The sequence below is a fragment of the Pseudomonas sp. m6p genome (genome assembly GCF_055760375.1).
Genome location: NZ_CM147084.1, coordinates 6,196,430 through 6,221,469, shown reverse-complemented (window position 1 = coordinate 6,221,469; position 25,040 = coordinate 6,196,430). Strand labels below are relative to the sequence as shown.

Sequence of the window (25,040 nt, the reverse complement as noted above, 5' to 3'; positions counted from 1 at the left end):
CTTGCTCCCGCTGGAGGCCGCAGGACTGCCTCCGTTTTGCATTTTTTGGGGCCGCTTCGCGGCCCGGCGGGAGTAAGCTCCCTCGCCAAAGAATCTGTGTTGAGTCTCAGTTTCCTGAAGCTTTCGAACGCCCACAAAAAAGGCCGTTTTTTCTCAAAAACGGCCTGTCCGAAGTAGCTAAAGACCGGCGAAAATCGCTTAAGTTCCGCATACAAAACAGCAACTTGCAGAATTGTATACAGGTCGTGTTATTCGTCGGATTTCGATTGTCAGTCTTGGTACAGAGCCTCAGGATCGCGCCGTCATCCCTTTGAGGCTCCTCTATGAAGTTCTCCTCGATTCTCTTGTTGTCCCTTGGCCGGTCAGTGGCTTCGCTTCTGCCGGAGGCACCACCGAAGCAGGTGTGGGCGGCGCATTGGGCGGGGTTCTTGGCTCGGTCGTCGGTCAGTCTTTAGGCGGCAATACAGGTTCAACCATTGGCGCAGCCCTGGGCGGCGCGGGTGGTAGCGCGGTCGGCGCCAACAAGCACAGCCGTGGCGAAGCAGCCATTGGTGGTGCGCTGGGCGCAGCCGGCGGTAACGTGGTCGGCCGCAGCATGGGCGGCACCACCGGCAGCCTGATCGGCGCCGCAGCAGGTGGCGGCGCCGGTGGCGCGCTGGGCAACTACATGGGTAACGAAAGCCGTGACGATGATCGTCATTACGATCGCGGCCGCGACGACCGTCGCTACTACCGCGACCGTCATCCTGGCCGTGGCCACGCTTATGGTCACCGCAAACATCACCGCTACTATCGCGACTAATCCGTTGCGTTAAGCGGGAAAGCAAAAATCGCAGCCCTTGGGCTGCGATTTTTTTTGCTCTGGTTCAAACCACCAGACGCTCCAGCGCTTCACGCAATCTGCCTGGAATCGACACCGGCTGATTGCTCGTTCGTTCCACGAATACATGGACGAAACGCCCCGCCGCACAGGCCTCAGTTTCACCGACCTTGAACAACGCCAATTCGTATTGCACCGAACTGTTGCCCAGCTTGCCGACCCGCAGACCGATCTCGATCAAGTCCGGAAAAGCGATCGAGGCAAAGTAGTCACAGGCCGAACTGACCACAAACCCCACCACCTCGCCGTCATGAATATCCAGGCCGCCGACCTGGATCAGGTAGGTATTCACTGCAGTGTCGAAGAAGCTGTAATAGGTGACATTATTCACATGCCCGTAGACGTCGTTGTCGTGCCAGCGCGTGGTGACCGGCTGGAAATGCGGGTAATCGGAGCGTTGTGGCATCGGGTTGGACATCAGCATTGATCCAGGAAGTTTTGCGAGCAGTCTAAAGGCGAAACCTTGGTGGCTCTAGCAATCAGCGTTCGGCAAACCCCTTGCCCTGAGCCGCCAGCTCGCCAATCAAGCGCGCCGGTTGCCACTGATCACCCTGCCGCGTTTGCAGTGCCAGCAAGCGCTGATGAATGTCCGCCAGCCCCTGCTGATCCGCCCAGGCCATCGGACCGCCCTTGTCGGCCGGGAATCCGTAGCCGTTCAGGTACACCAGATCAATGTCATGGGCCGACCCGGCAATGCCTTCCTGAAGAATCTTTGCGCCCTCGTTGACCAGCGCCAGCAGGCAACGCTCCAGAATCTCCTCCGGACCGATCGCGCGGCGCTGGAAGCCCAGCTCTTCGCTGACCCGCAGCACCAGTGCATCGACTTCGGGATCAGGCTCGGCCTGTCGACTGCCCGGCTCATAGTGATAATAACCATTGCCGGATTTCTGCCCGAAGCGGCCCATCTCGCACAAACGGTTGTCCACCTGAACCTCCGGCGCATCCTGCCCCTTGCCGGCCAGCTCGCGTGCGCGCCATTCCAGATCAATACCGACGACGTCATACATGCGGAACGGCCCCATGGCGAAACCGAACCCCTGCAGCGCCGCATCCACCTGTTGTGGATAAGCGCCCTCGAGCAGCATCTTGCGCGCCTCCAGCACGTACGGATGCAGCATACGATTGCCGATAAAGCCGTGGCAGTTGCCCGACACCACACTGACCTTGCCCATGCGCTTGCCCAGCGCCAGCGCCGCTTCCAGTGCAGGCGGCGAAGTCTGTGCCCCACGGACGATTTCCAGCAGTTTCATGATGTGCGCGGGGCTGAAGAAATGCAGGCCGAGCACTTGCGACGGACGTCGAGTCGCAGCAGCAATCGCGTCGATATCCAGCGCCGAAGTGTTACTCGCCAACAACGCCTCAGGCTTGAGCAGGCCATCCAGCTCGCGAAAGATCTTCTGCTTGAGCTCAAGGTTTTCGTATACCGCTTCGATCACCAGATCGACATTGCGAATCGCCGGGTAATCCGCCGCCGCGCTGATCCGGGCAAGGCGTGCGTCGGCTTCGACCTGATCGATCCGGCCCTGACGCACATTGTGTGCATAGGTGTCGGCCACCGTCGCCAGTGCCTGCTCAAGCATCTGTGGATTGTTATCGACCCACTGCACGGCGATGCCAGCATTGGCCAGGCACATGACAATGCCGCGGCCCATGGTGCCCGCGCCGATCACGGCAGCTTGCTGAATATCGAAGGATGTCTGGCTCATGTTGTTCTCTTGTTGGCGATCCAAAGACAGCCTTCACCATAGTCAGGCACCGGACGTTTTTGAAGTTTATTACCGTGATGAGCGACATTCAGCGCATGGATAAACCCCAATCGCCCTGAAATCGCACACTGCAGGAACCGCCGACCTATCAGAGATGTTCTTGAGCCCAACTGCGAACCTCGGCGTACGGATACTCCTCCAGCGCCGCATACCCCGAAATCGTCCGTGCCTTTAACCTGGTGAACAACGGCACACTGATCCCGCACAGAAACCGCGTCAGCCGCTCCGCCGTCGGCACACTGCCAGTGTGCTGTTCGTGCCTGTGGATAAAATCACCGCACAGCGCCGCGAAGTTTTTATCCACAAGCGCTGGCAACTCGGGAGGCGCCGGAAGGCGTGCGACATCACCGTGGCACACCGAACAGTGCCCGCATCGCTCGGGGGCGTTGTGATCGCCGAAGTGCTCGGCCAGGCGATGACCCAGGCAACGCTCAGTGCCGAACAGATCGAGCATGGCGTGAATCCGTGCTATTTCAGTCTGTTCATGCCGGGTGAAATACGCATGCAATTCGGCGCTCAAAACAGCGCTGTCGAAATCACTGTGCAGCACGTTGTAGACCTCGGTCATCTGCTTGCTCTCAAGCTCGACCCAGCCCTTCTCCTGAAAGTAATCCAGCGCCTTCACCACCCGGTTGCGCTCAGCCGAATACTGCGTGTACATCGCTTCGAAATTCACCGTGGCCCAGGTGCGTGCGCGACTGGAGGTGTGGATGATGGCCGCGACGAAATCCCTGCGCTCACCGTCGAAACGCTCAAGCAAGGCTTCCGGCTCCAGCAGGTATTTGAAACGGTATTCGGCGTAATAGGCATAGCGCGGCGCGATCAAACCGCACAGCTCCATTTGCACCAGTAAAGTTTTCAGCGGCAACGCGCGAATGTTGCTCTGGTCGGCCAGCGGCCCGAGCAGAAACTCCCACTGCCCTTCGGCTGCGGCAGCCTGCATTTCTTCCAGCACACAACGAATCCCCTCACGCTCCGGGGTATCGCCGTAGACGAAGTTTTCCAGCACGTTGAGGCTGTCGCGGTTGGCCAGCACCAGGCAATCCGACGGCTGCCCGTCGCGTCCGGCGCGACCGATTTCCTGACTGTAGTTTTCGATGGATTTCGGCAAGTCGAAATGCACCACGTTGCGGATGTCGCTCTTGTCGATCCCCATACCGAAGGCAATGGTTGCGACGATGCAATTGGACTGCCCGGCCATGAATTCCTTCTGAATCGCCTCGCGCTGATCATTGGGCAAACCGGCGTGATAGGCCTGGGCCTGTATGCCGTTGCGCCCCAGATGCTCGGCGATGTGTTCGGCAGTTTTCTGCAGCGTCACGTAGACAATGCTCGGCTGGCCTGGACGCTCGCTCATCCACTCCACCAGGCGCCGGCGTTTGTCCTCGCCGCGTACCGGTTCCACCAGCAGATTGAGGTTGGGTCGATAGAAACCGGTGGTCACCACATCAGCAGCGGCGATGGCGAATCTGGCCTGCATGTCGGCGACAACTTTCGGCGTCGCCGTGGCCGTCAGCAGCAGGGTTTGCGGGATGTTGAACTGGCGCTGATAGTCCGGCAGCTTCAGATAGTCGGGGCGGAAGTTGTGGCCCCATTCCGAAATACAGTGCGCTTCATCAATCACCAGCAACGAGATCGGCACCTGCTGCAAAAAGTTGCGGAAACGCTCGTTCTTCAGGCGCTCCACCGAAATCATCAGAATCTTCAATTCACCCGAACGGGCGCGGGCCATCACGTCATTGGCATCATCGCGACTTTGCGCCGAATCGATGCTGCCGGCACTGATACCGTGACGTTTGAGGAATGCCAGTTGATCCTGCATCAACGCCAACAGCGGCGACACCACCAGGGTCAGATGCGGCAGCAACAGCGCCGGCACTTGATAGCACAGTGACTTGCCGGACCCGGTGGGGAAAATCGCCGCCGCCGAGCGCCCGGCCAATACAGCGCTGATTGCCGCTTCCTGCCCGGGTCGAAACTGTGGATAACCGAAAACCTGTTCCAGGGTGTGGTGCATGCGCTGTCACTCCGTTGACCGCTGTGATGCCAACAGCCTAGCGGGCGATCACAGCGAGTCGAGAAAAGGTCGGGGGTCAATTCGATACGGGATGATACAGCGCCGGGGCGGATCCCACCGGATCAAACAAAGGAAACAATTTGCCTCTCGCCGGCCTGACCGCAAGGCAGGTAACGTGCGCCGCATCCACGAAACGAGCGTCGTGCCAGGACGGCCGACACCCGTGGGTCAACTCAAGGAATAAACATGTCCGACAGACTGAAACTGCTCCTCACCCTGACGCTCGCATCGCTGTTGCTGGGCGGATGCATGCAACTCCCCGATGACATTCCGCCCCTCGCCATGCGCGCCACTGCAGATCACGTAGTCACCTAGGTCTCGTCGCAACGACAGGCTAGGGACGCAGCACGGCCACCCGAAGTTGCGCATTCAGTTCCTGTTCATGCACACCCTGGCTCTTGCTCGCCCACTGTGCATGGGCCGGACTGATATCGCCGGTAAACGCCGCCGCCAGTTGTCGCAGGTCCGCCACACTGCGCACTCGTGCACAGAACAGCTGTTCGCCACAGTCCTGACTGGCGTTGCGATAAATGCCCAGCAAACGCTCCCACAGTCCCTCGCGCACCTGTCGGATCGGTTTGAGCCGCACATGCGGCACATCCAGTTGCCGTTGCAGTGCGCCAGCATCCAGCGTTTCACTCGCCAACAGGACTTTGGCGAACATCAACACTTCGGCACGTGAAGCAGTATCGATGCGGGCCTGGCTGGACAGCGCGTCGGGCCAGCCGGTGCGTTGCAGATCGACAAACACCCAGCCGTTGCCGGCATCAGCAGCTACGGCCAAGCGACAACCCATGGTCCCCAGCAATAAAATCGAGGCTATTCGTAGCCACCGCATACTCAATTCCCTTTAAGCGCGCATCGGACGTTTGGAAACGTCCTACAGTTTCTGGCGCGCACCATACAGAGGATTCTCAAGAAACGCCTGTGAATCCCGTGGGAAATTTCTGCGCTAAGGGTTTTACCTCGAAAAAGCTGCAAAACCTTGTAGGGCAATTGCCCGAGTCTCGGAAAAACCCCTACGAACTCCGTCCATCACGGCGGTCTTGTGACCCCTTGCCACGCACTTCTATAGTGGCCGGCGCGGCTGCAACCACTGGAGCGACTTCGTACAGGACACGTCTGAACATGAACATGCATAACCCGCTGGCCAATCGTTATCGCCCGCTCAAAAGCACCGACGGCGATCATCCGGTGCTGACCATAGATACCCAAGCCAGCCACGGCGAACTGCTCGACGCTGCGCATCAACGCCTGCGTGCCGCCAGCGATTTGCTGGAGACTCTTTACTGTTTGTGTTTCAAACAGGCCGATGTCAAAGACATCCCGAACATCGTCAACGCCCTGTATTTATTGACCCAAGACGGCTGCGAACTTCTGGAAGTAGCAAAACTTCAACTTGCAAACGCTTTATAAAATCACGCGCACAAACAACGCAACAACTAACCACTTCATATCCGCAATATAAAAAACTAGCCTGCTTGCTCTTAATTCATTCAAGAGCAACATGATGAGCACATTGACTATTTTCTTTTGCGGCACGGGTTCCACCAAGTTCGACACCAGCAACAACAACTATTGGAACGGCGAGTTGGTGTCCACTCTCGCTTCGCACCACGCGGGCCGCGAGTTCGCCGAATGGATTGTCGTCGACGGCCCCGGCTCCAGTAACCTGCAGGCCGATGAGCTGTTCACCAAATCTGCCGACTACGGTCTCAGCGGCACGTTGTTCGGCAAGGGCTGGGAGGAAAACGTGCTGCACGCAATGAACATCATCAAAGGCAAGTGCGACTGGCAACGCCAACAACTGACCGAAGCGGAATACAACCGTCTCAAAGCGGCCGGTATTCCCATTGAAGATGTAAAAATCGAAGGCTCCTGGTTTTGGCGTAAATACAACTACGGAGAACGCAGCGTGACCCAGCAGAAGTTGCAGGAGCAAATCATTAAAACGTTCCGCAAGGATGGCATTATTCCCACTCAGGTCAACCTGGTCGGCTGGAGTCGAGGCGGTATAAGTTGCCATATGCTGGCCAACGCCATGTTCAATGACAGTGCTTTGAAAAGCATTCCGGTGAAGATCCTCGCCATTGATCCGGTGCCCGGTATCGGCAACTTCCAGGAACATCGGGTCAAACTCAACAGCAACGTCAAAGAGTACGTTGGCTTCTATGCCCGCGACGAGCGTTCGAAAGGTTTCAGCTGCGTTATCCCGCAAACGGCTACCGGTACGCGCACGCATATCTTCCCGATCCCCGGCCGCCACGCCACCCTGGTCGGCAACGCTGCCGCTGACGGCAACGCCGGCCCGAAGGTCCTCGCCGAACCCGGCCAATTCGTGCGCCACTTCGCCGAGACCTGCCTCAAGCGTTGGGGCACCCCGCTGACCAACTCCCTGAACCTGAGCGACGCCGCCCTGAAGCAATGCGGCGATGCGATGGTCAGGGACGCCGCGAAATACAAGGCCATGGAAAAGTACTCCTACACCTGGTTCACCGAACTGGACCAAGGCGAACGCTACGTGTCGCTGGGCAGCAGAGGTTTGCCTTTCTCGTCGGTGAAGGGCGGGATCTACGCGCCGGCGACCGGACTGACGACGAGTGTGCTGGATGTCGAGGGGTATCGGGCGATTCGTTGAAAACCGTGATAGATCTGTAGGAACGGCCTGCTCGAATCTGCATCCCGTTCCTACACGCAGCGGCGCCTTGTCTTCTATCGGCGCCGATAGGCCGAAACCTATAGTTGTGACTGTCGCTGCCAATTCAGCGGCTCGGGCTTGGTCACCCGATTGGATCATGCATTCGCGTCCGCTGTATGCTGCCGGCACTCAATTGCCAGCAGCGTTATGGTGGCTGTGTTTGGGACGCTTTCGAGCGTGCCGGGTATGTGCATGATCCTCACCGGTTGACCAACCCGAACACAGTCGCCTCCAGTCGCTTGGTCACGATGTGGTGGCTTCATTCGAAGCAATTGAGGATCTAAAAATGAAATCATGGAACGAGCTCCACTCCGATCGCTACCGCCCCGTCGACTCCAACCTCACTGACACCAAGCCCCTGGTCATCGACACCGATGCCAACCCGCAAGACATCCTCGAATGCGCCGTCCAGCGCCTGCGTGCGTCCAGTGACCTGCTGCAAACGCTCTACTGCATCTGCTTCAAACACGCCGACGTCGAAGACATCCCGCACATCACCCATGCCCTCTACCTGCTGACCAAAGACGGCAGCGACCTGCTGCAAGTCGCCCAGCAGAAAATGCTCAGCTGGAAAGCCCCGGCCTGAAGCTGAGTGAGCGAATCGCTCTCAGGCAATACCTGAGAGCGATGGAAAAAACGCAATCAAATGATGGAGATTCTCGTGAGCAAATTTTTTGATGAGCTGATGGAAAGCGTCAAACAGGCAGATGAAATCTTTCGCCGCGAGCACGGAGACCTCGACTCGCCAACTGCTCCAAAGATGCCGCTGGAAAATTGAAGAGCACCTTCAAAGCACACCGTTTCCTGACAATGACGAAGACAAATAAGTACCAAAATTATGCTTATTAGCCATAAAAACAGGTGGAATACTTCCAGTTAGCTGTTTCTGCCTCCACTTGTCTTGCCGAACATTCTTCTTAGTCTTAAGTGCTACTATTCTGGTAGTTAAGGCTTAAAAATGAAGGAATATTGGCACATGGCTAATAAGACAGCACCGCTCTTGCCCGCGACTTCCAGACTGCTTTCCGAGTTTGGCGAGCGCCTGAAGCTGGCCCGCCTGCGCCGTAAACTGACGGCCAAACAAGTCGCAGAACGATCAGGCATGTCGCTGACAACCCTGCGCTCACTGGAGTCTGGTGGCTCGGGAGTAACCATCGGTGCCTATCTATCAGTCATGCAGGTACTCGGGCTGGAAAAGGATCTGAATAAACTGGCCGAGGCCGATGAGATGGGGCGCCGATTGCAGGACGCGCAATTGCTGCCTGGATCAAACCCCCAACGAGTACGCGGAACATCCAGGATCAAGAGGTCGCCTCTGGTCGGCGAAAAGAGCACAAGAGTGGAGGAAGACAGCGCCTACATCGCCAGCCTGACGGAAGATTTTCCCCTCAACACCCACTCGCTTTCAGAACTGTTGAACAAGAAAAAAAGCGGCTCCAAAACAGGTGAAGAATGACGCGAATTGCGGTTTATGCAGATTGGGAATCCTTAAATGGCGCAAGACGCCTCGGATTCCTGCATGTCAGAAAGGCCCGTGCTAACGAAGTGTTCGAGTTTGAGTACGATCCAGCCGCACTGGCCGATCCTGAACTGAACTTCATGAAGCTCGATCCCCGTATCAACTTTTTCGAAGGACACCAGTTCCCCGGCGGGCACCAAACCCAGTTCGGCGCGTTTGCAGACTCAAGCCCCGATCGTTGGGGACGTTTATTGATGAAACGGCGTCTGGAGCGAGACATTCGAGACGGGCTGTTGCCAAGCGGCAGCAAGCTTTACGAATCCGACTGCCTACTGGGTGTACATGACCTCTTTCGCGTTGGAGGCCTGCGCTACAAGCTTAACGATGAAGGCAACTTTCTTGATGACCGCGACGGCATAGCAGCCCCGCCGTTTCTGGAGTTGCGCGCACTGGAGCAAGCGAGCCGCGCACTGGAAAACGATCCGGATAACACAGCACTTGAAGGACGCGAGTGGCTGAAAATGCTGATCGCACCCGGCGGCTCGCTGGGTGGCGCCAGACCCAAGGCCAGCGTCGCAGATCGGCACGGTCATCTGTGGATCGCCAAGTTTCCTAGCATTCGAGATGACTACGACGTCGGTGCCTGGGAAATGGTGGTGAATGCTCTCGCCAAGAACTGCGGCTTAAGAGTAGCGACTGGCACCGCTCAACGTTACGCGAGCCAGCATCACTGCTTCATGGTTAAACGCTTTGACCGAAGCAAATCCGGCGGCCGCTTCCACTTCGCCTCCGCCATGACCATGACCGACCGCGTCGACGGTGACGATGCCTCGAATGGCGCCAGCTACATCGAACTGGCTCGAGTAATCATTGAACACGGCTCTGAAGTCGACACCGACCTGCGCGAGCTATGGTCGCGAATTGTCTTCAATATTCTCGTTTCAAACACCGACGACCATCTGCGTAACCACGGATTCCTTCTCGACCCTGGTCGCGGGTGGCGGTTGTCCGAGGCTTACGACATTAATCCCGTGGCGAATGCGGATGGGTTGAAACTGAACATCACGGACTTTGATAACGCCTTGGATCTGGAATTGGCTAGAGAAGTGGCAGAGTTTTTTCGAGTCAGCCGGGAAAATACAGAAAATATCATCGAACGGTTTCGGGCCGTTGTTAGTCAGTGGCAAACCATCGCTGGGGTTCTGCGCCTGTCTAAGCGTGAGCAGGACAGCATGGAGCCGGCGTTTCGGGATTCTGGCCGACAGTAACACTCATGGCCAAGCAAGTAACTTGCAGCTCAGATGGCTTTTTAACACTTCGAAAAAAGCCACCTCATCAACCTAGTGAACTAATTGGTTGGCACACTGGCCATCTGATGGCTATGATCTAATCTTCCTCTAAAGCGATAAAATCCAATACAGAGGAATGAGTAATAGATACTTGGTGGAAAACGTTTTTGGGACCTTGAACAATCGGCAACCGGTAGACAGGGAGTAAAAAATGCCAAGAGCTAAAAAGAACAAAGAAAAACTTTCAATCTACTTGGCAAAAAACGACCATGCATCCGACATAGAGTTTGTAAAAGTTGAAAACTCAATCGCCCCAAAAACAGTAAAGCTTCCTACGGGATCCGCAACGCTTTATATAAAAAAGGAAGTCGATCCTCACCCCCCCAAATGGGCAAGTTTCCTTTGCAAGGATCAAGAATTCTCACCAGAAATTTTTGGACAGGGAAATACCGTCGGCGCGCTATTAGTAATTCGAGTTCATGGGAAAATATTCGCTCTAGCTTTTGGCTCAGGCTATCACTTGATAATATCCGACAGCATTGAACGCGACTTTGGTCTTCGCGTAACTTTAAACTCTGTAAGTCCTGAAAAGCTCAGAAGCCTGGACAAGTCAAACTATGAAGACAATCCACTGAACTCGAGAAATCAGAGCCCTAAAAGCGTAGGAATCTTTGAGCTTGAAATAGACTCGGAGACGGATATGCTTTACGCGATAACTGGAGAGTCCATGGTCAGCATATTCGGGACTCAAATAACTGGCAGAGATGCTCTTGTCATATGCCCAGAAGTGACTCTTGATACATTATCAGACATCCTATTTGAAGCGCTAGAACGCTTCAAAATGAAGCTTCCAGAAAACTTCGAATGGGTGGACAACATAAGTAAAATAAAAGACCCAGACGTTGCATTATTACTCGACATGGAGCTGGATGAGAGATTATCCGTCGATCAATATCTTGATCATTTTTGGCTAGGTGAGCCAGAAATCGTAGATTGGGAGTATCAATCGGGCTACTCATTTGACCAGCATTACAAGGCGGCAATACATCCGACATTAGAAATTAAAGAACTCGCAAGACATTTACAGACCAACAGTCAAGAGAAAATATGTACAAAAGCCTTGAAGAAACAACAAATTTTTATAGTTCACGAGGAACATCATAGCAATAAGTCATGGTCTGCATATCGCTGTCTTTACGCCGAAATAACATATGGCAGTGAACAATATATCCTTAGAAACGGGATATGGTACAGAGTAAATCAAGACTTCGTGAAACGCATAGACAACTACCTCAGTGAATTAACTCAGTATCAATACACCCTTCCAACTTACAACCATGAAAGGGAAGACGAATACAACAACTATGTCGTTGCAAACGACCCTAATTATGTACTGTTTGACAAAAAAACTATTGGACTTGGCGGAAAAAATGACAAAATCGAGTTTTGCGATATTTTAAGAAACTCTCGAGACTTAATTCACGTCAAATACTATAGAAGCTCGAGCACCCTAAGCCACTTATTCTCTCAAGGCTGCGTCGCTGCCGAAGCATTTGTTAGTGACAAGGAGTTCCGAAAAAGACTAAACAAAAAACTACCTGAAGAAATGAAGTTAGCTGATTTAGACATTCGGCCAGAATCAAAAAAATTCTGCGTTGTATATGCCATTGCCGTAAACCGAGAGATACCGAAAAAGCTACCTTTTTTTTTCAAAAGTAACGTTGAAAAATGCTTTCAGAACATTAAGGGCTTTAGACTTTGAGGTCAATCTTGCAAGAATCGAGGTAGATGCTGTTCTTGCCTGCAAGAAAAAACACAGGAAGAATAAATGAGGGTTTATATAAGAAAAAAAGCCGCCCTCAAGAGGCGGCTTTTTCATTCACCAGAACTAAGTCTTACAACTTTGGCCCGGCAGCCTTGATCGCGTCGCTCACTTCGAACTTTTTGAAGTTCTCAATGAACAGACCGGCCAGGGCCTTGGCCGCTTCGTCGTAGGCAGCTTTGTCAGCCCAAGTGTTGCGTGGGTTGAGCAGGTTGGTTTCAACGCCCGGTACGGCCAATGGCACGTCGAGGTTGATGGTGTCCAGGTGCTCGGTGGCGGCACCGATCAGTGCGCCGCTCTGGATCGCGGCGATCACGGCACGGGTGGTCGGGATGTTGAAGCGTTTGCCGACGCCGTAGCCACCGCCGGTCCAGCCGGTGTTGACCAGGTAGACCTTGGAACCGAAGCCGCGGATGCGCTTGATCAACAGTTCTGCGTATTCACCAGCCGGACGCGGGAAGAACGGTGCGCCGAAGCAGGTGGAGAAGGTCGACTTGATGCCGCTGCCCGAACCCATTTCAGTCGAGCCCACCAACGCGGTGTAGCCGGACAGGAAGTGGTAGGCCGCTTGTTCTTCGTTGAGGATCGACACTGGCGGCAGGACGCCGGTCAGGTCGCAGGTCAGGAAGATCACCGCGTTTGGCTCGCCGCCCAGGTTCTTCGCGGAACGCTTGGCAACGTGCTCCAGCGGGTAGGCCGCGCGGCTGTTCTGGGTCAGGCTGACATCGGCGTAGTCGGCGTGCTTGGCATCGTCGATGACCACGTTTTCCAGGACTGCGCCGTGCTTGATGGCTTTCCAGATGACCGGTTCGTTCTTCTCGGACAGGTCAATGCACTTGGCATAGCAGCCGCCTTCGATATTGAAGACAACGCCTTCGCCCCAGCCGTGTTCGTCGTCACCGATCAGGTAACGGCTTTCATCGGCCGACAGGGTGGTTTTACCGGTGCCCGACAGACCGAAGAACAGGGTCACATCGCCTTCTTCGCCGATGTTGGCAGCGCAGTGCATTGGCAGCACGTCAGCGGCCGGCAGCAGGAAGTTCTGCACGGAGAACATGGCTTTCTTCATTTCACCGGCGTAACGCATACCGGCGATCAGCACTTTCTTCTGCGCGAAGTTGATGATCACGCAACCGTCGGAGTTGGTGCCGTCACGCTCAGGCACGCACTCGAAGTTGGCCACGTTGAGCACTTGCCACTCTTCACGACCGGCCGGGTTGTACTGGGCCGGGTTGATGAACAGGCAACGACCGAACAGGTTCTGCCAGGCAGTCTGGGTGGTCATTTTCACGGCCAGGTAGTGATCTTCAGCCGCGCCTACATGTACGTGGGAAACAAAGTGCTCTTGCGCGTTGTTGAACGCCTCGACACGAGCCCACAGCGCGTCGAACTTGTCGGCCGGGAACTTGCGGTTGATCGGGCCCCAGGCGATAGCGGCCTGGGTGGAAGGCTCTTCAACGATGAAACGATCGACTGGCGAACGGCCGGTGCGGTGACCGGTGCGAACAACCAGAGCGCCGGTATCGGCAAGCTCGCCCTCACCGCGTTGCAGGGCTTCTTTTACCAGATCATCAACACTCAGATCGGTGTACACGGCGTTATTGGCTTGCGTCATGAGGTTCCCCGTCGGCCAGTGGCCGAGTGTGCTCCAAACGTTTTGTAGTAGAAAGTCGTGCACTACTACCGCGAAAAAAGTGGGCCGGATTATGCCAGAAAAGCCCAAAAAGAGTAGGGTCCTCCCGTCGTAACGGCGAAATTCCGTCGTTACGCAGTGAATTTACCTGCGCTGAACCGTTTTAGTGCCGGGTATCTGACGGCGTGTCCACGCCTGCGCCAGCGAACAATTGAGCAATATCGGCCGCATCGAACAGGTAACGCTGGTTGCAGAACTGGCAATCGATCTCGACTTCGCCACCGCGTTCAGCCACCAGTGCCTGCGCATCTTCCAGACCCAGGCTGACCAGCGCATTACCCGAGCGTTCCCGCGAGCAGCTGCAACGGAAGCGCAGGTTCTGCACATCGAACAGGCGCACCTGCTCTTCGTGGTAGAGGCGATGCAGGACGGTTTCGTTGTCCAGGCTGAGCAATTCATCGGCGCTCAGAGTGCTGGCCAGCGCGGTGATGTGCTGCCAGCTGGCGGCGCGCTCTTCTTCGTCTTTCAGGCGGTCGGCCGGCAGTTGCTGCAGCAGCATGCCGCGGGCACGACGGCCGTCGGCGAAGAGCTTGAAGCGGGTGCCAACCTGCTGAGACATAACGAAATAATTGGTGAAGCATTCCGACAGGGTTTCACCGTCAAGGTCGACGATACCCTGGTAACGCTGGCCGATCGTCGGGTCGACGGTCAGGGTCAGGTCACCGCCCGGCATCAGGTCGGCAAGGGTCGCATCCGGGGCGATCTGCTCGGCGTTATAACGCGCCAGACCACGGATCTCGCGCTCGCTGGAGCATTCGATCATCAGCAGCGGAATCGGGCCTTCGGAGCGCGCCTGCAGAATCAGCAAGCCGTCGAATTTCAGGGTGCCCACCAGCAACGAAGCGGCCGCCATCAATTCGCCCAGCAATTGCGCGACCGGCTCCGGGTACGGGTGCTTGGCGAGGACTTCGGCGTAGCTGCGTTCCAGCGCAACCAGCTCGCCGCGAGTGTCGCTGTCATCGAAGATGAAGCGTTGGGTGTAATCGGTATCCGGGAGATCAGTCATAGGTCTGGGTATCTGAATTGATGACAAAATGGTTACAAAAGATGAAAATCCCGCGCTTCTCCGCACCCATTTGGTGCGAATGTTCAGCCACGGGAGGCATTTTATGAACAATCCGGGTTTGTTCCAATCAAGGTGGAACCTCGGCCGGCTGGTTCTGTGTAACGTGGTGCCTTTGGCGCTACTGGCTTTCTGGTTATGGCCTACGGGCCAGATGCTGTGTGTGATTTTCGACGAGTGGCTGTTCCGCTCACTCAATGCACCACTGGCCAGCAACCCCATATGGCTCCACATCTGGGCAATTGCAAGTCTGCGCCCGTTCGACATCGTTGTAGGTCTGATTCTGCTGACGCTGCTGATCAAGGGTGACTGGGTGTTCAAGGCGATTGACGTACGTCGCGCCTTTTTCGGTTTTTTCTCGATTCTGCTGTTGATGGTGGTGATTCGCGCGCTGTTTTCCAAATTCGCCGACTACATGGACTGGCAGCACAGCAGTCCATCGATGGTGCTGGAAGGCGCGGTGCACCTGAGTGATTACTTCCCGCACCTGGAAAAAGCCTGGGAACTTAAGGATCGCTCAAGTCAGAGCTTCCCCGGTGACCACGCTTCGGTGTTGCTGATCTGGGCACTGTTCATGGGCGTATTCAGCCGCTCGATCGGCCAGTTCCTCACGGTCTGGGGCCTGGCGCTGCTGTTCATGCTGCCGCGTCTGGTGGCCGGCGCGCACTGGGGCCAGGATGATTACATCGGCGGCATGCTGCTGGCGGTGTGGGCGTTGGGCTGGGGTTACTACACACCGTTCGCTTATCACGCCGCCAACTTCTGGCTGAAGGTGACTGCGCCGGTTTTCGCTTTACTGGGCAAGCTGCCGGTGGTTTCGCGGATGAGTGTGGTGTCTGCCGCGAACTGACAGTTTGCACACACCTGTGGCGAGGGAGCTTGCTCCCGCTTGGCTGCGTAAGCAGTCACAGAACCAGTCGACCCGGTTTTACTTTGAAATACATGATCGACTGGATAGGGAGTCCTTCGGCCTCCAGCGGGAGCAAGCTCCCTCGCCACAATGGTGTGCTGTGTCTGTCAATCGCTGTTGCTGTTCCCACGAAATTTGAACAGATCCCGCCGCTGCTTCTTGCTCGGCTTGCCGTCGGTGCTCACGCCCAGCGCCCCGGCCTTGCGCATCGCCGCTGCCGCTTCACGCTTGGCAATACTCGCCTCGGTCTCGGTATACAGCGTCTGCGCCTCGGGTGCGCCACGACGTACGATCGACAAGGCGTCGACCCTCACCGTGCGCTCTTCAAAACCGGTACGAATCTCGAATTCATCGCCAATGCGTGGCTCTTTGCCAGGCTTGCAGCGCTCCCCTCGGCAGTGCACCTTGCCACTTTCGATGGCTGCTTTGGCCAGGGCCCGGGTTTTATAAAAGCGCGCCGCCCACAACCACTTGTCGAGACGGACCTTGTCGTCCTCTTCGCTTTTTTGTGCCATGGAATTTCCTCATTCTGAAATATTGATGAACTGTACTACCGTTTCTGTCGTGCCATGAATGACGCCGCCGCGGATTACAATGCGCACCAGCCGACACCCGCTTGAGGCGTCGGCGATCCGGGCCGTAGAAATCTGTCGCCTTTTAACCCTTATTCTGCGTGAATACCGCGAATCCGGCCCTTGCGGGCTGAGCGGTTGCCACGGTTGAGCATTTTTTTGAAGACATTTGACCATTTGACCGTTGTCGGTCTGCGCGAGTGGGTGGCGCTCCCGGATCTGGGAGTCGCGGGCCTGCGGGCGAAAATCGACACCGGCGCCAGCACCTCCAGCCTGCACGCCACCGACATCGAACCGTTCGAACGCGATGGCGAGAAGTGGGTGCGTTTTACCGCGCACCTGGGCACGGTGGTGCAGTTGCGTCATCGGCGTTGCGAAGCGCCGCTGGTGACGCGCAAAACCATCAAAAGCTCCAACGGCCAGGCGCAGGTGCGCTACGTGATCAGCACTACCCTGGCCCTCGGTGATCGGGTCTGGCAGGTCGAGTTCACCCTCGCCTGCCGCAAGTCCATGCGCTATCGCCTGTTGCTCGGGTCCAAAGCCTTGATCGACGGCCAGCTGGTGGTCAATCCGGGCATCAAATATGTACAAGACAAGCCGGTGTTCCCGGTATCTACCTCCTCCACAGGTGTTGCATGAAGATCGCTGTGCTGTCGCGGAATCCGCGTCTGTATTCCACCCGTCGCCTGGTCGAAGCCGGCACCGAGCGCGGGCATGAAATGGTCGTGATCGACACCTTGCGCGCCTACATGAACATTGCCAGCCACAAGCCGCAAATCCACTACCGCGGTAAACCGCTGGAAGGCTTCGACGCGGTGATACCGCGAATCGGTGCATCGGTGACGTTTTATGGCTGCGCGGTGTTGCGCCAGTTCGAAATGATGGGGGTGTTTCCGCTCAACGAGTCGGTGGCCATTGCCCGCTCCCGGGACAAATTGCGTTCGCTGCAACTGCTGTCGCGTCGCGGCATCGGCCTGCCGGTCACCGGCTTCGCTCACTCGCCGGACGACATTCCCGACCTGATCGACATGGTCAACGGCGCGCCGCTGGTGATCAAGGTGCTGGAAGGCACTCAAGGCATCGGTGTGGTGCTGTGCGAAACCGCAACCGCAGCCGAATCGGTGATCGAGGCGTTCATGGGCCTGAAGCAGAACATCATGGTTCAGGAATACATCAAGGAAGCCGGCGGTGCGGATATCCGCTGTTTCGTGGTCGGCGACAAGGTGATCGCAGCCATGAAGCGTCAGGCCAAACCGGGCGAGTTCCGCTCCAACCTGCACCGTGGCGGCAGCGCCAGCCTGATCAAGATCACCCCGGAAGAACGCATGACCGCGTTGCGTGCGGCCAAGGTCATGGGCCTGGCGGTGGCGGGTGTGGATATCTTGCGTTCGAACCACGGGCCATTGGTGATGGAAGTGAACTCGTCGCCGGGCCTGGAAGGGATCGAGACCACCACCGGCAAGAACGTGGCGGGTATCATCATCGAACACCTTGAGAAGAATGGCGGGCCGAACATGACCCGGACAAAGGGCAAGGGTTAACAGCAAAAGATCGCAGCCTTCGGCAACTTCTACATGGGAATCCGTACCCTGTAGGAGCTGCCGAAGGCTGCGATCTTTTTCAACTGTTAGACCGCATCCCGCGGCAACATCAACCCCAACGGTAACCTTACCCGCGCTTCCAGCCCGCCCCCGGAGCGGTTGCGCAGCTCGACATTGCCGCCATGCATCGAAGCAATCCGCTTCACAATCGCCAACCCCAACCCGGTGCCTTTGCCACCCCGGGCACGGTCGCCACGGGTGAACGGGTTGAAGATCGCCTCAAGCTCTGACGGATCAATCCCCGCGCCACGGTCCATCACGCTCAACACCACGTACGGCGCGCTGGTATCGCCAGACACATAAGCCGCGACCTCGACGCCACTGCCGGCATGGTTCAGGGCGTTGCCGATCAGGTTGTTCAGCAGGCGTTTCATCGACACCCGGCGCAGTGGAAACGGCTGGATCGGTTCCAGTCGCAAGCGCACTTTTTCTTCGCTCTGGTTGTAGGGTGCGGCCACCTCACGCACCAGATCGCTCAGGTCCACTTCTTCCACCGACTCGTCACGACCGTCACGAATGAACGCGAGGAACTGGTCGAGAATCGCGTCCATATCTTCGATGTCGCGCACCATGTCGTCAGTCAGGTCATTGCGATCACCCATCAGCTCCAGCGACAGCCGCAAACGGGTCAACGGCGTACGCAAGTCATGGGACACCCCGGCCAGCATCAGCTCGCGCTCGCGCCCGGCCTGTTCGACGTCTTCGGCCATCTGGTTGAAGGCGCGATACACCTCGGTCATCTCGCTCGGTGTATCGCTGATCGGCAGACGCACGCTGCGGCCCTGACCGAGTTGTCGGGCGGCATACACCAGGCGTTTCAACGGCTGGTTGAGCTGACTGACGAAAATCCATGCCGACGCGGTCGATAACAAACCGATGGCGAGGAACCAGCCGAGCACGTTCCAGATTTTCTGGCCGCGTAATGGATGCGGGTACAGCGGCACTTTCAGCCAGCCATCGCCGAGGCTCGGTGCACGCACCCACAGCGCCGGCGGCGAGTGCATGCGCAAACGCACTTCGGTATCGGCGCCCAGCTCCGCCTGCATCTGCCGCTGATAAATTTCACTGTACGGCCAGTGCTGTTCGCCCTCGGGCACACCGGCGCCGACCACCCGGATCAGCGTCGCGGCATCGGCGATCTTCGCGCGGTTTTCTTCATCGGCCGCCCAATAGGCACGCAGCGTCAGGGCGACGCCGTGGCTGTATTGGCGATCCACCAGCACGTCCTCGTTCATCAACAGATAAACCAGGGTCAGCGCCTTGGAAAACAGCACGACGATGAGCACCAGCCAAAGGGTGCGGGAGAAAAAACTTTGGGGGAACCAGACGGGGGTTTTCATCGATAACCGTTACACACTTGCAGGAGCGAGCCATGCTCGCATATTGCGGATTGCGAGTCTGCGCAGAGGGTCGATCAACCCGATCTGCGCAGACCCGCTCCTACAAATCGCCGATCACTTGGTGGCGGCGCCATCCGGTACGAACACGTAGCCCACGCCCCAGACCGTCTGGATGTAGCGCGGTTTCGACGGATCCGGTTCGATCATCCGGCGCAGACGGGAGATCTGCACATCGATGGAACGCTCAAGGGCATCCCACTCGCGACCACGGGCCAGGTTCATCAGCTTGTCGCGGGTCAGCGGCTGACGCGCGTTCATCACCAGCGCCTTGAGCACCGCAAACTCACCGGTGGTGAGCATGTGCACTTCTTCCCCACGTTTCAGTTCGCGGGTCGCCAGCGACAGCACGTAATCACCGAAGGTGACATTTTCGTCTTCACTGCCCGGTGCACCTGGCACCGGTGCGGCCTGACGACGCAGAACAGCCTTGACCCGAGCCATCAGCTCGTCCGGGTTGAACGGCTTGGCCAGGTAGTCATCAGCGCCCAGTTCCAGGCCCTTGATGCGGCTCATCTCATCGCCCTTGGCGGTGAGCATGATGATCGGAATCTGATTGTTCGCGGCCCGCAGGCGACGGCATGCGGTGAGGCCGTCTTCGCCTGGCAGCATCAGGTCGAGGACCACCAGGTTGAACACTTCACGCGACAGCAGGCGGTCCATTTGCTCGGTGTTCGGTACGGCACGGGCGCGGTAGCCCTTGCTGACGAAAAAGCGTTCCAGCAGGCTGCTCAGCCCCGGATCGTCGTCAACAATAAGAATTTTTTCGCCTTCAGCATTGTTTGCAGTGCTGCTCATTGGATGCTCCTTTTAGCTCGGCGCGCATTATGGCGTAGCTGCCGTTATACGCACCGTGTGCATTGTTAGCAGATTTTTCCTTCACTGCCAGAAAACCGGGGTTTATGCCTACAGACTGCTACACCCCCGAATGACAGAACGCTGGTTATAATGCGCGGCGTTTTGTGCCAGGCAACGTCTGAATCGTTACCGCAGGTGGCCGGGCTTTTTTCCCGGTGGCCGCAGTAATTGTTCGATTTCACGGGTCAATGGGGAGCCTTTTGACCCAGGCAGCGGCAATTTTCTAGCCGCTCAACCAGACTCCGGGCCTTTATTTCCGTGCCTGCGAGCCTGCTTTCACACTATGTCAGGTGGTTTTATGGACAGCATCAACAGCCGCATCGCCGAGGAACTCGGCGTACGCCCGCAACAGGTCGAAGCGGCCGTCGCGCTACTCGATGAAGGCTCTACCGTTCCCTTCATCGCCCGTTACCGGAAAGAAGTCACCGGCAGCCTCGATGACACCCAACTGCGTCATCTGGAAGAGCGTCTGCGCTACCTGCGAGAACTCGACGAACGGCGCATCAGCATCCTCGCCAGCATCCAGGAGCAGGGCAAACTCACCCCCGCCCTCGAGCGCGATATCAAACTCGCCGACACCAAGACCCGCCTCGAAGACTTGTACCTGCCGTACAAGCAGAAGCGCCGCACCAAGGGCCAGATTGCCCTGGAAGCCGGCCTCGGCGAGCTGGCCGACGGCCTGTTCAACGACCCGAACCTGACGCCAGAAACCGAAGCCGCACGCTTCGTCGACGCCGAAAAAGGCGTAGCCGACGTCAAGGCTGCGCTGGAAGGCGCCAAGTACATCCTGATGGAGCGCTTCGCCGAAGACGCCAGCCTGCTGGAGAAGCTGCGCAACTTCCTCAAGCAGGAAGCGACCATCAGCGCCCGCGTGATCGCTGGCAAGGAAGAAGAAGGCGCCAAGTTCCGCGACTACTTCGAACACGACGAGCCGCTGAAAAGCATGCCGTCGCACCGCGCACTCGCGATTTTCCGTGGCCGCAACGAAGGCATCCTCAGCTCCGCACTGAAAGTCGGCGACGAACTGCCGGGCACCATGCACCCGTGCGAAGGCATGATCGGCCAGCAATTCGGCATCCAGAACCAGAACCGCCCGGCCGACAAATGGCTCGGTGAAGTGGTGCGCTGGACCTGGAAGGTCAAGCTCTACACCCACCTCGAAACCGACCTGCTCGGCGAACTGCGCGACGGCGCCGAAACCGAGGCGATCAACGTCTTCGCCCACAACCTGCATGACCTGCTGCTGGCCGCGCCGGCCGGCCCGCGTGCGACCCTGGGCCTTGACCCGGGCCTGCGTACCGGCTGCAAGGTCGCGGTGGTCGACTCCACCGGCAAGCTGCTCGATCACGCCACGGTGTACCCGCACGTGCCGCACAACAAGTGGGATCAGACCATCGCGATCCTGGCGGCCCTATGCGCCAAGCACTCGGTTGATCTGATCGCCATCGGCAACGGCACCGCCAGCCGCGAAACCGACAAACTGGCGATCGAGCTGATCAAAAAATACCCGGCGATGAAAATGACCAAGGTCATGGTGTCCGAGGCCGGCGCCTCGGTGTACTCGGCGTCGGAACTGGCAGCCAAGGAATTCCCGGATCTGGACGTGTCGATCCGTGGCGCGGTGTCCATCGCCCGTCGTCTGCAGGATCCACTGGCTGAACTGGTGAAAATCGATCCGAAATCCATCGGTGTCGGCCAGTACCAGCACGACGTGTCGCAGCTGAAACTGGCGCGCGGTCTGGATGCGGTGGTCGAGGATTGCGTGAACGCCGTCGGTGTCGATGTGAACACCGCCTCGGTGGCCTTGCTGGCGCGGATCTCCGGCCTCAACGCGACGTTGGCGCAGAACATCGTTGCCCACCGCGATGAACACGGCGCCTTCAAAACCCGCGCTGCGCTGAAAAAAGTCGCGCGTCTGGGCGAGAAAACCTTCGAACAGGCCGCAGGCTTCCTGCGCGTGATGAACGGCGACAACCCGCTGGATTCTTCCGCTGTGCACCCGGAAGCCTATCCGCTGGTGCAGCGCATTGCCGCTGAAACCGACCGTGACATTCGCTCGCTGATCGGCGACGCCGCATTCCTCAAGCGTCTGGATCCGAAGAAATTCACCGACGAAACCTTCGGTCTGCCCACCGTCACCGACATTCTGCAAGAACTGGAAAAACCGGGCCGCGACCCGCGTCCGGAGTTCAAGACTGCCGAGTTCCAGGAAGGCGTCGAAGACCTGAAAGACCTGCAACTGGGGATGATCCTCGAAGGCGTCGTCACCAACGTGACCGCGTTCGGCGCGTTCGTCGACATCGGCGTGCATCAGGACGGTCTGGTGCACATCTCGGCGCTGTCGGAGAAGTTCATCAAGGATCCACGCGAAGCGGTGAAGGCCGGTGACGTGGTGAAAGTGAAGGTCATGGAAGTCGACATCCCGCGCAAACGCGTCGGCCTGTCGATGCGCATGAGTGACACCCCGGGCGAGAAGATCGACGGTGCCCGTGGTTCGCGTCCAGGCTCGGCACCGCGCCAGTCGTCGAACAACGCGCCGCGCAAGGAAACGGCCACAGCCGCTCCGGTGAACAACGCCATGGCTTCGCTGTTCGCCAACGCCAAGCAGTTGAAGAAACGCTGATGGAGATTCCGGCCGGGCTCGTCGAGAGCGCGTTTTTCCAGCTGTTGGGCTGCCGCCTGCACAGCCTGGAAACCGGGGTGGCGCAAGTCGCCCTGGTGCTGGAACCGCAACTGCGCAATCGCGGCGGCAAACTGCACGGTGGCGCGCTGTTCAGTCTGGTCGATATCGCCATGGGGCTGGCCTGTTCCAGCACCCACGGCTTCGACCAGCAGAGCGCGACCATCGAGTGCAAGATCAACTATATCCGCGCCGTATCCGACGGCGAGGTGCTGTGCACGGCGCGGGTGATCCACCCGGGCCGCCGCACGCTGGTGGTCGAGGCCGACGTGATGCAGGGCAACAAACTGGTCGCAAAAGCGCAAGGCACGTTCGCAGTCCTGTAGATGTTGTTCATCATTTTGAGTTAATTTCGGCGCAACGAATCCTGCGGCAGCTCCTACAGTTTATGTGTGTGGCTGACCGGCTAGAAAACCAGGCGAAAACGCCAGTTTCAACTTCACCCTTGTAGACCGTCCTGCCCACCCCCATATTGGGGCGACTGACGCGTGAAGGAATCCAAATTGAGCGAACTTCTCAACCGCCGCCTGGCTCTGCTCGGCGAGCGCGCCAACCTCTCTCTGCTCGAACAGTGCCTCCACGGTATCGAACGTGAATGCCTGCGCGTGACCAGTGAAGGTCGTCTGGCGCAAACGCCGCACCCGGAAGCCTTGGGTTCCGCGCTGACCAATGAACAGATCACCACCGATTATTCCGAGTCGCTGTTGGAATTTATCACCCCCGCCCTGCCCGATCCGGCCGATACGCTGGCGAGCCTGGACAAGATTCATCGCTTTGCCTACAGCAAGCTCGGCAACGAGTACCTGTGGAGTCCGTCGATGCCGTGCCCGTTGCCGGCCGAGGAAGACATCCCGATCGCCTATTACGGCACCTCCAACATCGGTCAGCTCAAATACGTCTACCGCAAGGGCCTGGCCCTGCGTTACGGCAAGACCATGCAGTGCATCGCCGGGATCCACTACAACTTTTCCCTGCCGGAAAAGCTCTGGCCGCTGCTACGCGAAGCCGAAGGTTTCGTCGGCACCGACCGCGATTTCCAGTCGTCGTCCTACATCGCGCTGATCCGCAACTTCCGCCGCTACAGCTGGTTGCTGATGTACCTGTTCGGTGCTTCGCCAGCGCTGGACGCAGGCTTCCTGCGCGGCCGTTCGCATCAGTTGGAACAGCTGGACCCGGACACCCTGTATCTGCCGTACGCCACCAGCCTGCGCATGAGCGACCTCGGTTACCAGAGCAACGCCCAGGCCGGCCTGACGCCGTGCTACAACGATCTGGCGAGCTACACCGACAGCCTGCGCAAAGCCGTGGCCACGCCGTATCCGCCGTATGTGGAGGTCGGCACACACCAGGATGGCGAGTGGGTTCAGTTGAACACCAACATCCTGCAGATCGAAAACGAGTACTACTCCAACATCCGCCCGAAACGCGTGACCTACACCGGCGAGCGGCCGATCCAGGCGCTGATGGCCCGTGGCATTCAGTACGTCGAAGTGCGCTGCCTGGACATCAACCCGTTCCTGCCGATGGGCATCGACGTCACCGAATCGCGCTTCCTCGACGCGTTCCTGCTGTACTGCGCGCTGAACGACAGTCCGCTGCTGACCAACACTTCGTGCGGCAATGCCACTTCGAACTTCCTCAGCGTGGTCAAGGAGGGCCGGCGTCCGGGCCTGCAATTGCAGCGTGACGGTGAAGCGGTCGAGCTGAAGGTCTGGGCAGCCGAGCTGCTGGAAAAAATCGCTCCGCTGGCGGCGTTGCTTGATCAAAGCCACGGCGGCGACACGCATAGCAAGGCGCTGGATGCGCAACTGGCCAAAGTCAGCGACCCGTCCCTGACCCCGTCGGCGCAGGTGCTGGCCGCGATGGCCGAGCACAAGGAAAGCTTTGCGCAATTCTCCCTGCGTCAGAGCCAGGCGCATGCCGAGTTCTTCCGCCGCGAGCCGTTGACGGCGGATGAGCAGGCGAAGTTCGAGGAACTGGCGCGCTCGTCGCTGGCGCAACAGGCGGAGCTGGAGCAGAACGAGGTCGGTGATTTCGATGTGTTTGTCGGGTCGTATCAGGCAAGCATTCTGGCGATCAGCAACTAAGCGCCGCCTTTGAAAAGATCGCAGCCTGCGGCAGCTCCTACAGGGTGTACGCCTATCCCATGTAGGAGCTGCCGCAGGCTGCGATCTTTTGATCTTTAGATTTTTCCGCTCATAAGCTAAGTCTAAAAAGTTATTTATTTTTAGTTTCTTAGATCATTTAGTCTCCTTTCACGCCGATCGTCGGTCGC

22 protein-coding genes and 1 pseudogene are annotated in these 25,040 nt (G+C 57.7%); 14 read left to right on the top strand and 9 right to left on the bottom strand.

Translation table 11 applies throughout. The annotated features are described in order from the left end of the window. Positions 1–323 precede the first annotated feature (323 nt). A pseudogene (locus ACYZUM_RS28390) lies at positions 324–802 on the top strand (glycine zipper domain-containing protein). A gap of 64 nt (positions 803–866) precedes the next feature. Here ACYZUM_RS28390 and ACYZUM_RS28385 read toward each other — a convergent pair. From ACYZUM_RS28385 to ACYZUM_RS28375, 3 genes are all read right to left on the bottom strand, one after another. Continuing rightward, the gene (locus ACYZUM_RS28385) at positions 867–1,298 is read right to left on the bottom strand and encodes an acyl-CoA thioesterase (RefSeq protein ID WP_108181387.1); all 432 of its coding nucleotides are present in this window, start codon (positions 1,296–1,298) and stop codon (positions 867–869) included. Positions 1,299–1,359: 61 nt separating this feature from the next. Next, positions 1,360–2,586 (bottom strand): 3-hydroxyacyl-CoA dehydrogenase, encoded by a 1,227-nt coding sequence (locus tag ACYZUM_RS28380; protein ID WP_108181386.1) that lies wholly within the window; start codon positions 2,584–2,586, stop codon positions 1,360–1,362. 148 nt (positions 2,587–2,734) lie between these two features. Beyond that, positions 2,735–4,663, bottom strand: a complete 1,929-nt coding sequence (locus ACYZUM_RS28375; RefSeq protein ID WP_108181385.1) for a RecQ family ATP-dependent DNA helicase — start codon at positions 4,661–4,663, stop codon at positions 2,735–2,737. 246 nt (positions 4,664–4,909) lie between these two features. On the opposite strand from ACYZUM_RS28375, the gene ACYZUM_RS28370 reads away from it, so the two are divergent. Continuing rightward, entirely contained in the window at positions 4,910–5,038 is a 129-nt protein-coding gene (locus tag ACYZUM_RS28370; RefSeq protein ID WP_260687873.1) for a hypothetical protein, read from the top strand. 19 nt (positions 5,039–5,057) lie between these two features. On the opposite strand, the gene ACYZUM_RS28365 is transcribed toward ACYZUM_RS28370, so the two are convergent. Beyond that, on the bottom strand, positions 5,058–5,561 hold the full coding sequence (locus ACYZUM_RS28365) for a polysaccharide deacetylase (RefSeq protein WP_108181384.1): 504 nt from the start codon (positions 5,559–5,561) through the stop codon (positions 5,058–5,060). Positions 5,562–5,851: 290 nt separating this feature from the next. Between ACYZUM_RS28365 and ACYZUM_RS28360 the strand changes: the two genes are divergently transcribed. The 6 genes from ACYZUM_RS28360 to ACYZUM_RS28335 all read left to right on the top strand — a co-directional run bounded on the left by ACYZUM_RS28360 (position 5,852) and on the right by ACYZUM_RS28335 (position 11,931). Then, positions 5,852–6,139, top strand: coding sequence for a hypothetical protein (locus tag ACYZUM_RS28360; protein WP_108181383.1), 288 nt, complete (start codon positions 5,852–5,854; stop codon positions 6,137–6,139). A gap of 94 nt (positions 6,140–6,233) precedes the next feature. Continuing rightward, entirely contained in the window at positions 6,234–7,361 is a 1,128-nt protein-coding gene (locus ACYZUM_RS28355; protein ID WP_108181382.1) for a hypothetical protein, read from the top strand. Positions 7,362–7,707: 346 nt separating this feature from the next. Further along, complete coding sequence (locus ACYZUM_RS28350) at positions 7,708–8,007, top strand: hypothetical protein (RefSeq protein WP_108181381.1); 300 nt, start codon at positions 7,708–7,710, stop codon at positions 8,005–8,007. A gap of 390 nt (positions 8,008–8,397) precedes the next feature. Then, positions 8,398–8,877 carry a helix-turn-helix domain-containing protein gene (locus ACYZUM_RS28345; protein ID WP_108181380.1) on the top strand — a complete coding sequence of 160 codons (480 nt, stop codon included), beginning with the start codon at positions 8,398–8,400 and terminating at the stop codon, positions 8,875–8,877. Next, on the top strand, positions 8,874–10,148 hold the full coding sequence (locus ACYZUM_RS28340; protein ID WP_108181379.1) for a type II toxin-antitoxin system HipA family toxin: 1,275 nt from the start codon (positions 8,874–8,876) through the stop codon (positions 10,146–10,148). Before ACYZUM_RS28345 ends, ACYZUM_RS28340 begins: the two co-directional genes overlap by 4 nt. A gap of 232 nt (positions 10,149–10,380) precedes the next feature. Further along, positions 10,381–11,931: a TIGR04141 family sporadically distributed protein gene (locus ACYZUM_RS28335; protein ID WP_473061215.1), complete on the top strand. Its 1,551-nt coding sequence runs from the start codon at positions 10,381–10,383 to the stop codon at positions 11,929–11,931. 133 nt (positions 11,932–12,064) lie between these two features. Here ACYZUM_RS28335 and ACYZUM_RS28330 read toward each other — a convergent pair whose 3' ends face one another. Together ACYZUM_RS28330 and hslO are read right to left on the bottom strand one after the other, a co-directional pair. Continuing rightward, entirely contained in the window at positions 12,065–13,606 is a 1,542-nt protein-coding gene (locus ACYZUM_RS28330; RefSeq protein WP_041071255.1) for a phosphoenolpyruvate carboxykinase, read from the bottom strand. Positions 13,607–13,787: 181 nt separating this feature from the next. Continuing rightward, the gene (gene hslO / locus ACYZUM_RS28325) at positions 13,788–14,690 is read right to left on the bottom strand and encodes an Hsp33 family molecular chaperone HslO (protein WP_041071252.1); all 903 of its coding nucleotides are present in this window, start codon (positions 14,688–14,690) and stop codon (positions 13,788–13,790) included. A gap of 103 nt (positions 14,691–14,793) precedes the next feature. Here hslO and ACYZUM_RS28320 point away from each other — a divergent pair, with 103 nt between their 5' ends. Next, positions 14,794–15,597 (top strand): phosphatase PAP2 family protein, encoded by an 804-nt coding sequence (locus ACYZUM_RS28320; RefSeq protein WP_108181377.1) that lies wholly within the window; start codon positions 14,794–14,796, stop codon positions 15,595–15,597. A gap of 167 nt (positions 15,598–15,764) precedes the next feature. Here the strand turns inward: ACYZUM_RS28320 and ACYZUM_RS28315 are convergent, their stop codons facing one another. Next, positions 15,765–16,172: an RNA-binding S4 domain-containing protein gene (locus ACYZUM_RS28315; protein WP_108181376.1), complete on the bottom strand. Its 408-nt coding sequence runs from the start codon at positions 16,170–16,172 to the stop codon at positions 15,765–15,767. A 216-nt stretch (positions 16,173–16,388) separates the two neighbouring features. Here ACYZUM_RS28315 and rimB point away from each other — a divergent pair, with 216 nt between their 5' ends. Then, the gene (gene rimB, locus ACYZUM_RS28310) at positions 16,389–16,868 is read left to right on the top strand and encodes a retropepsin-like aspartic endopeptidase RimB (RefSeq protein WP_047290814.1); all 480 of its coding nucleotides are present in this window, start codon (positions 16,389–16,391) and stop codon (positions 16,866–16,868) included. Beyond that, positions 16,865–17,770 (top strand): 30S ribosomal protein S6--L-glutamate ligase, encoded by a 906-nt coding sequence (gene rimK / locus ACYZUM_RS28305; RefSeq protein WP_007949201.1) that lies wholly within the window; start codon positions 16,865–16,867, stop codon positions 17,768–17,770. Before rimB ends, rimK begins: the two co-directional genes overlap by 4 nt. A gap of 86 nt (positions 17,771–17,856) precedes the next feature. Here the strand turns inward: rimK and ACYZUM_RS28300 are convergent, their stop codons facing one another. Further along, complete coding sequence (locus ACYZUM_RS28300) at positions 17,857–19,170, bottom strand: ATP-binding protein (protein ID WP_027611205.1); 1,314 nt, start codon at positions 19,168–19,170, stop codon at positions 17,857–17,859. A 114-nt stretch (positions 19,171–19,284) separates the two neighbouring features. Next, a complete protein-coding gene (gene ompR, locus ACYZUM_RS28295; protein ID WP_003220637.1) occupies positions 19,285–20,025 on the bottom strand; it encodes an osmolarity response regulator transcription factor OmpR in 741 nt (246 codons plus the stop codon). Positions 20,026–20,383: 358 nt separating this feature from the next. On the opposite strand from ompR, the gene ACYZUM_RS28290 reads away from it, so the two are divergent. The 3 genes from ACYZUM_RS28290 to gshA all read left to right on the top strand — a co-directional run bounded on the left by ACYZUM_RS28290 (position 20,384) and on the right by gshA (position 24,852). Further along, positions 20,384–22,708, top strand: a complete 2,325-nt coding sequence (locus ACYZUM_RS28290; RefSeq protein ID WP_007964702.1) for a Tex family protein — start codon at positions 20,384–20,386, stop codon at positions 22,706–22,708. Then, positions 22,708–23,091, top strand: coding sequence for a PaaI family thioesterase (locus tag ACYZUM_RS28285; RefSeq protein ID WP_108181375.1), 384 nt, complete (start codon positions 22,708–22,710; stop codon positions 23,089–23,091). The genes ACYZUM_RS28290 and ACYZUM_RS28285 overlap by 1 nt, the downstream gene beginning before the upstream one ends. Before the next feature lie 177 nt (positions 23,092–23,268). Further along, positions 23,269–24,852, top strand: coding sequence for a glutamate--cysteine ligase (gshA, locus tag ACYZUM_RS28280; RefSeq protein ID WP_108181374.1), 1,584 nt, complete (start codon positions 23,269–23,271; stop codon positions 24,850–24,852). The last annotated feature ends 188 nt before the right edge of the window (positions 24,853–25,040 follow it).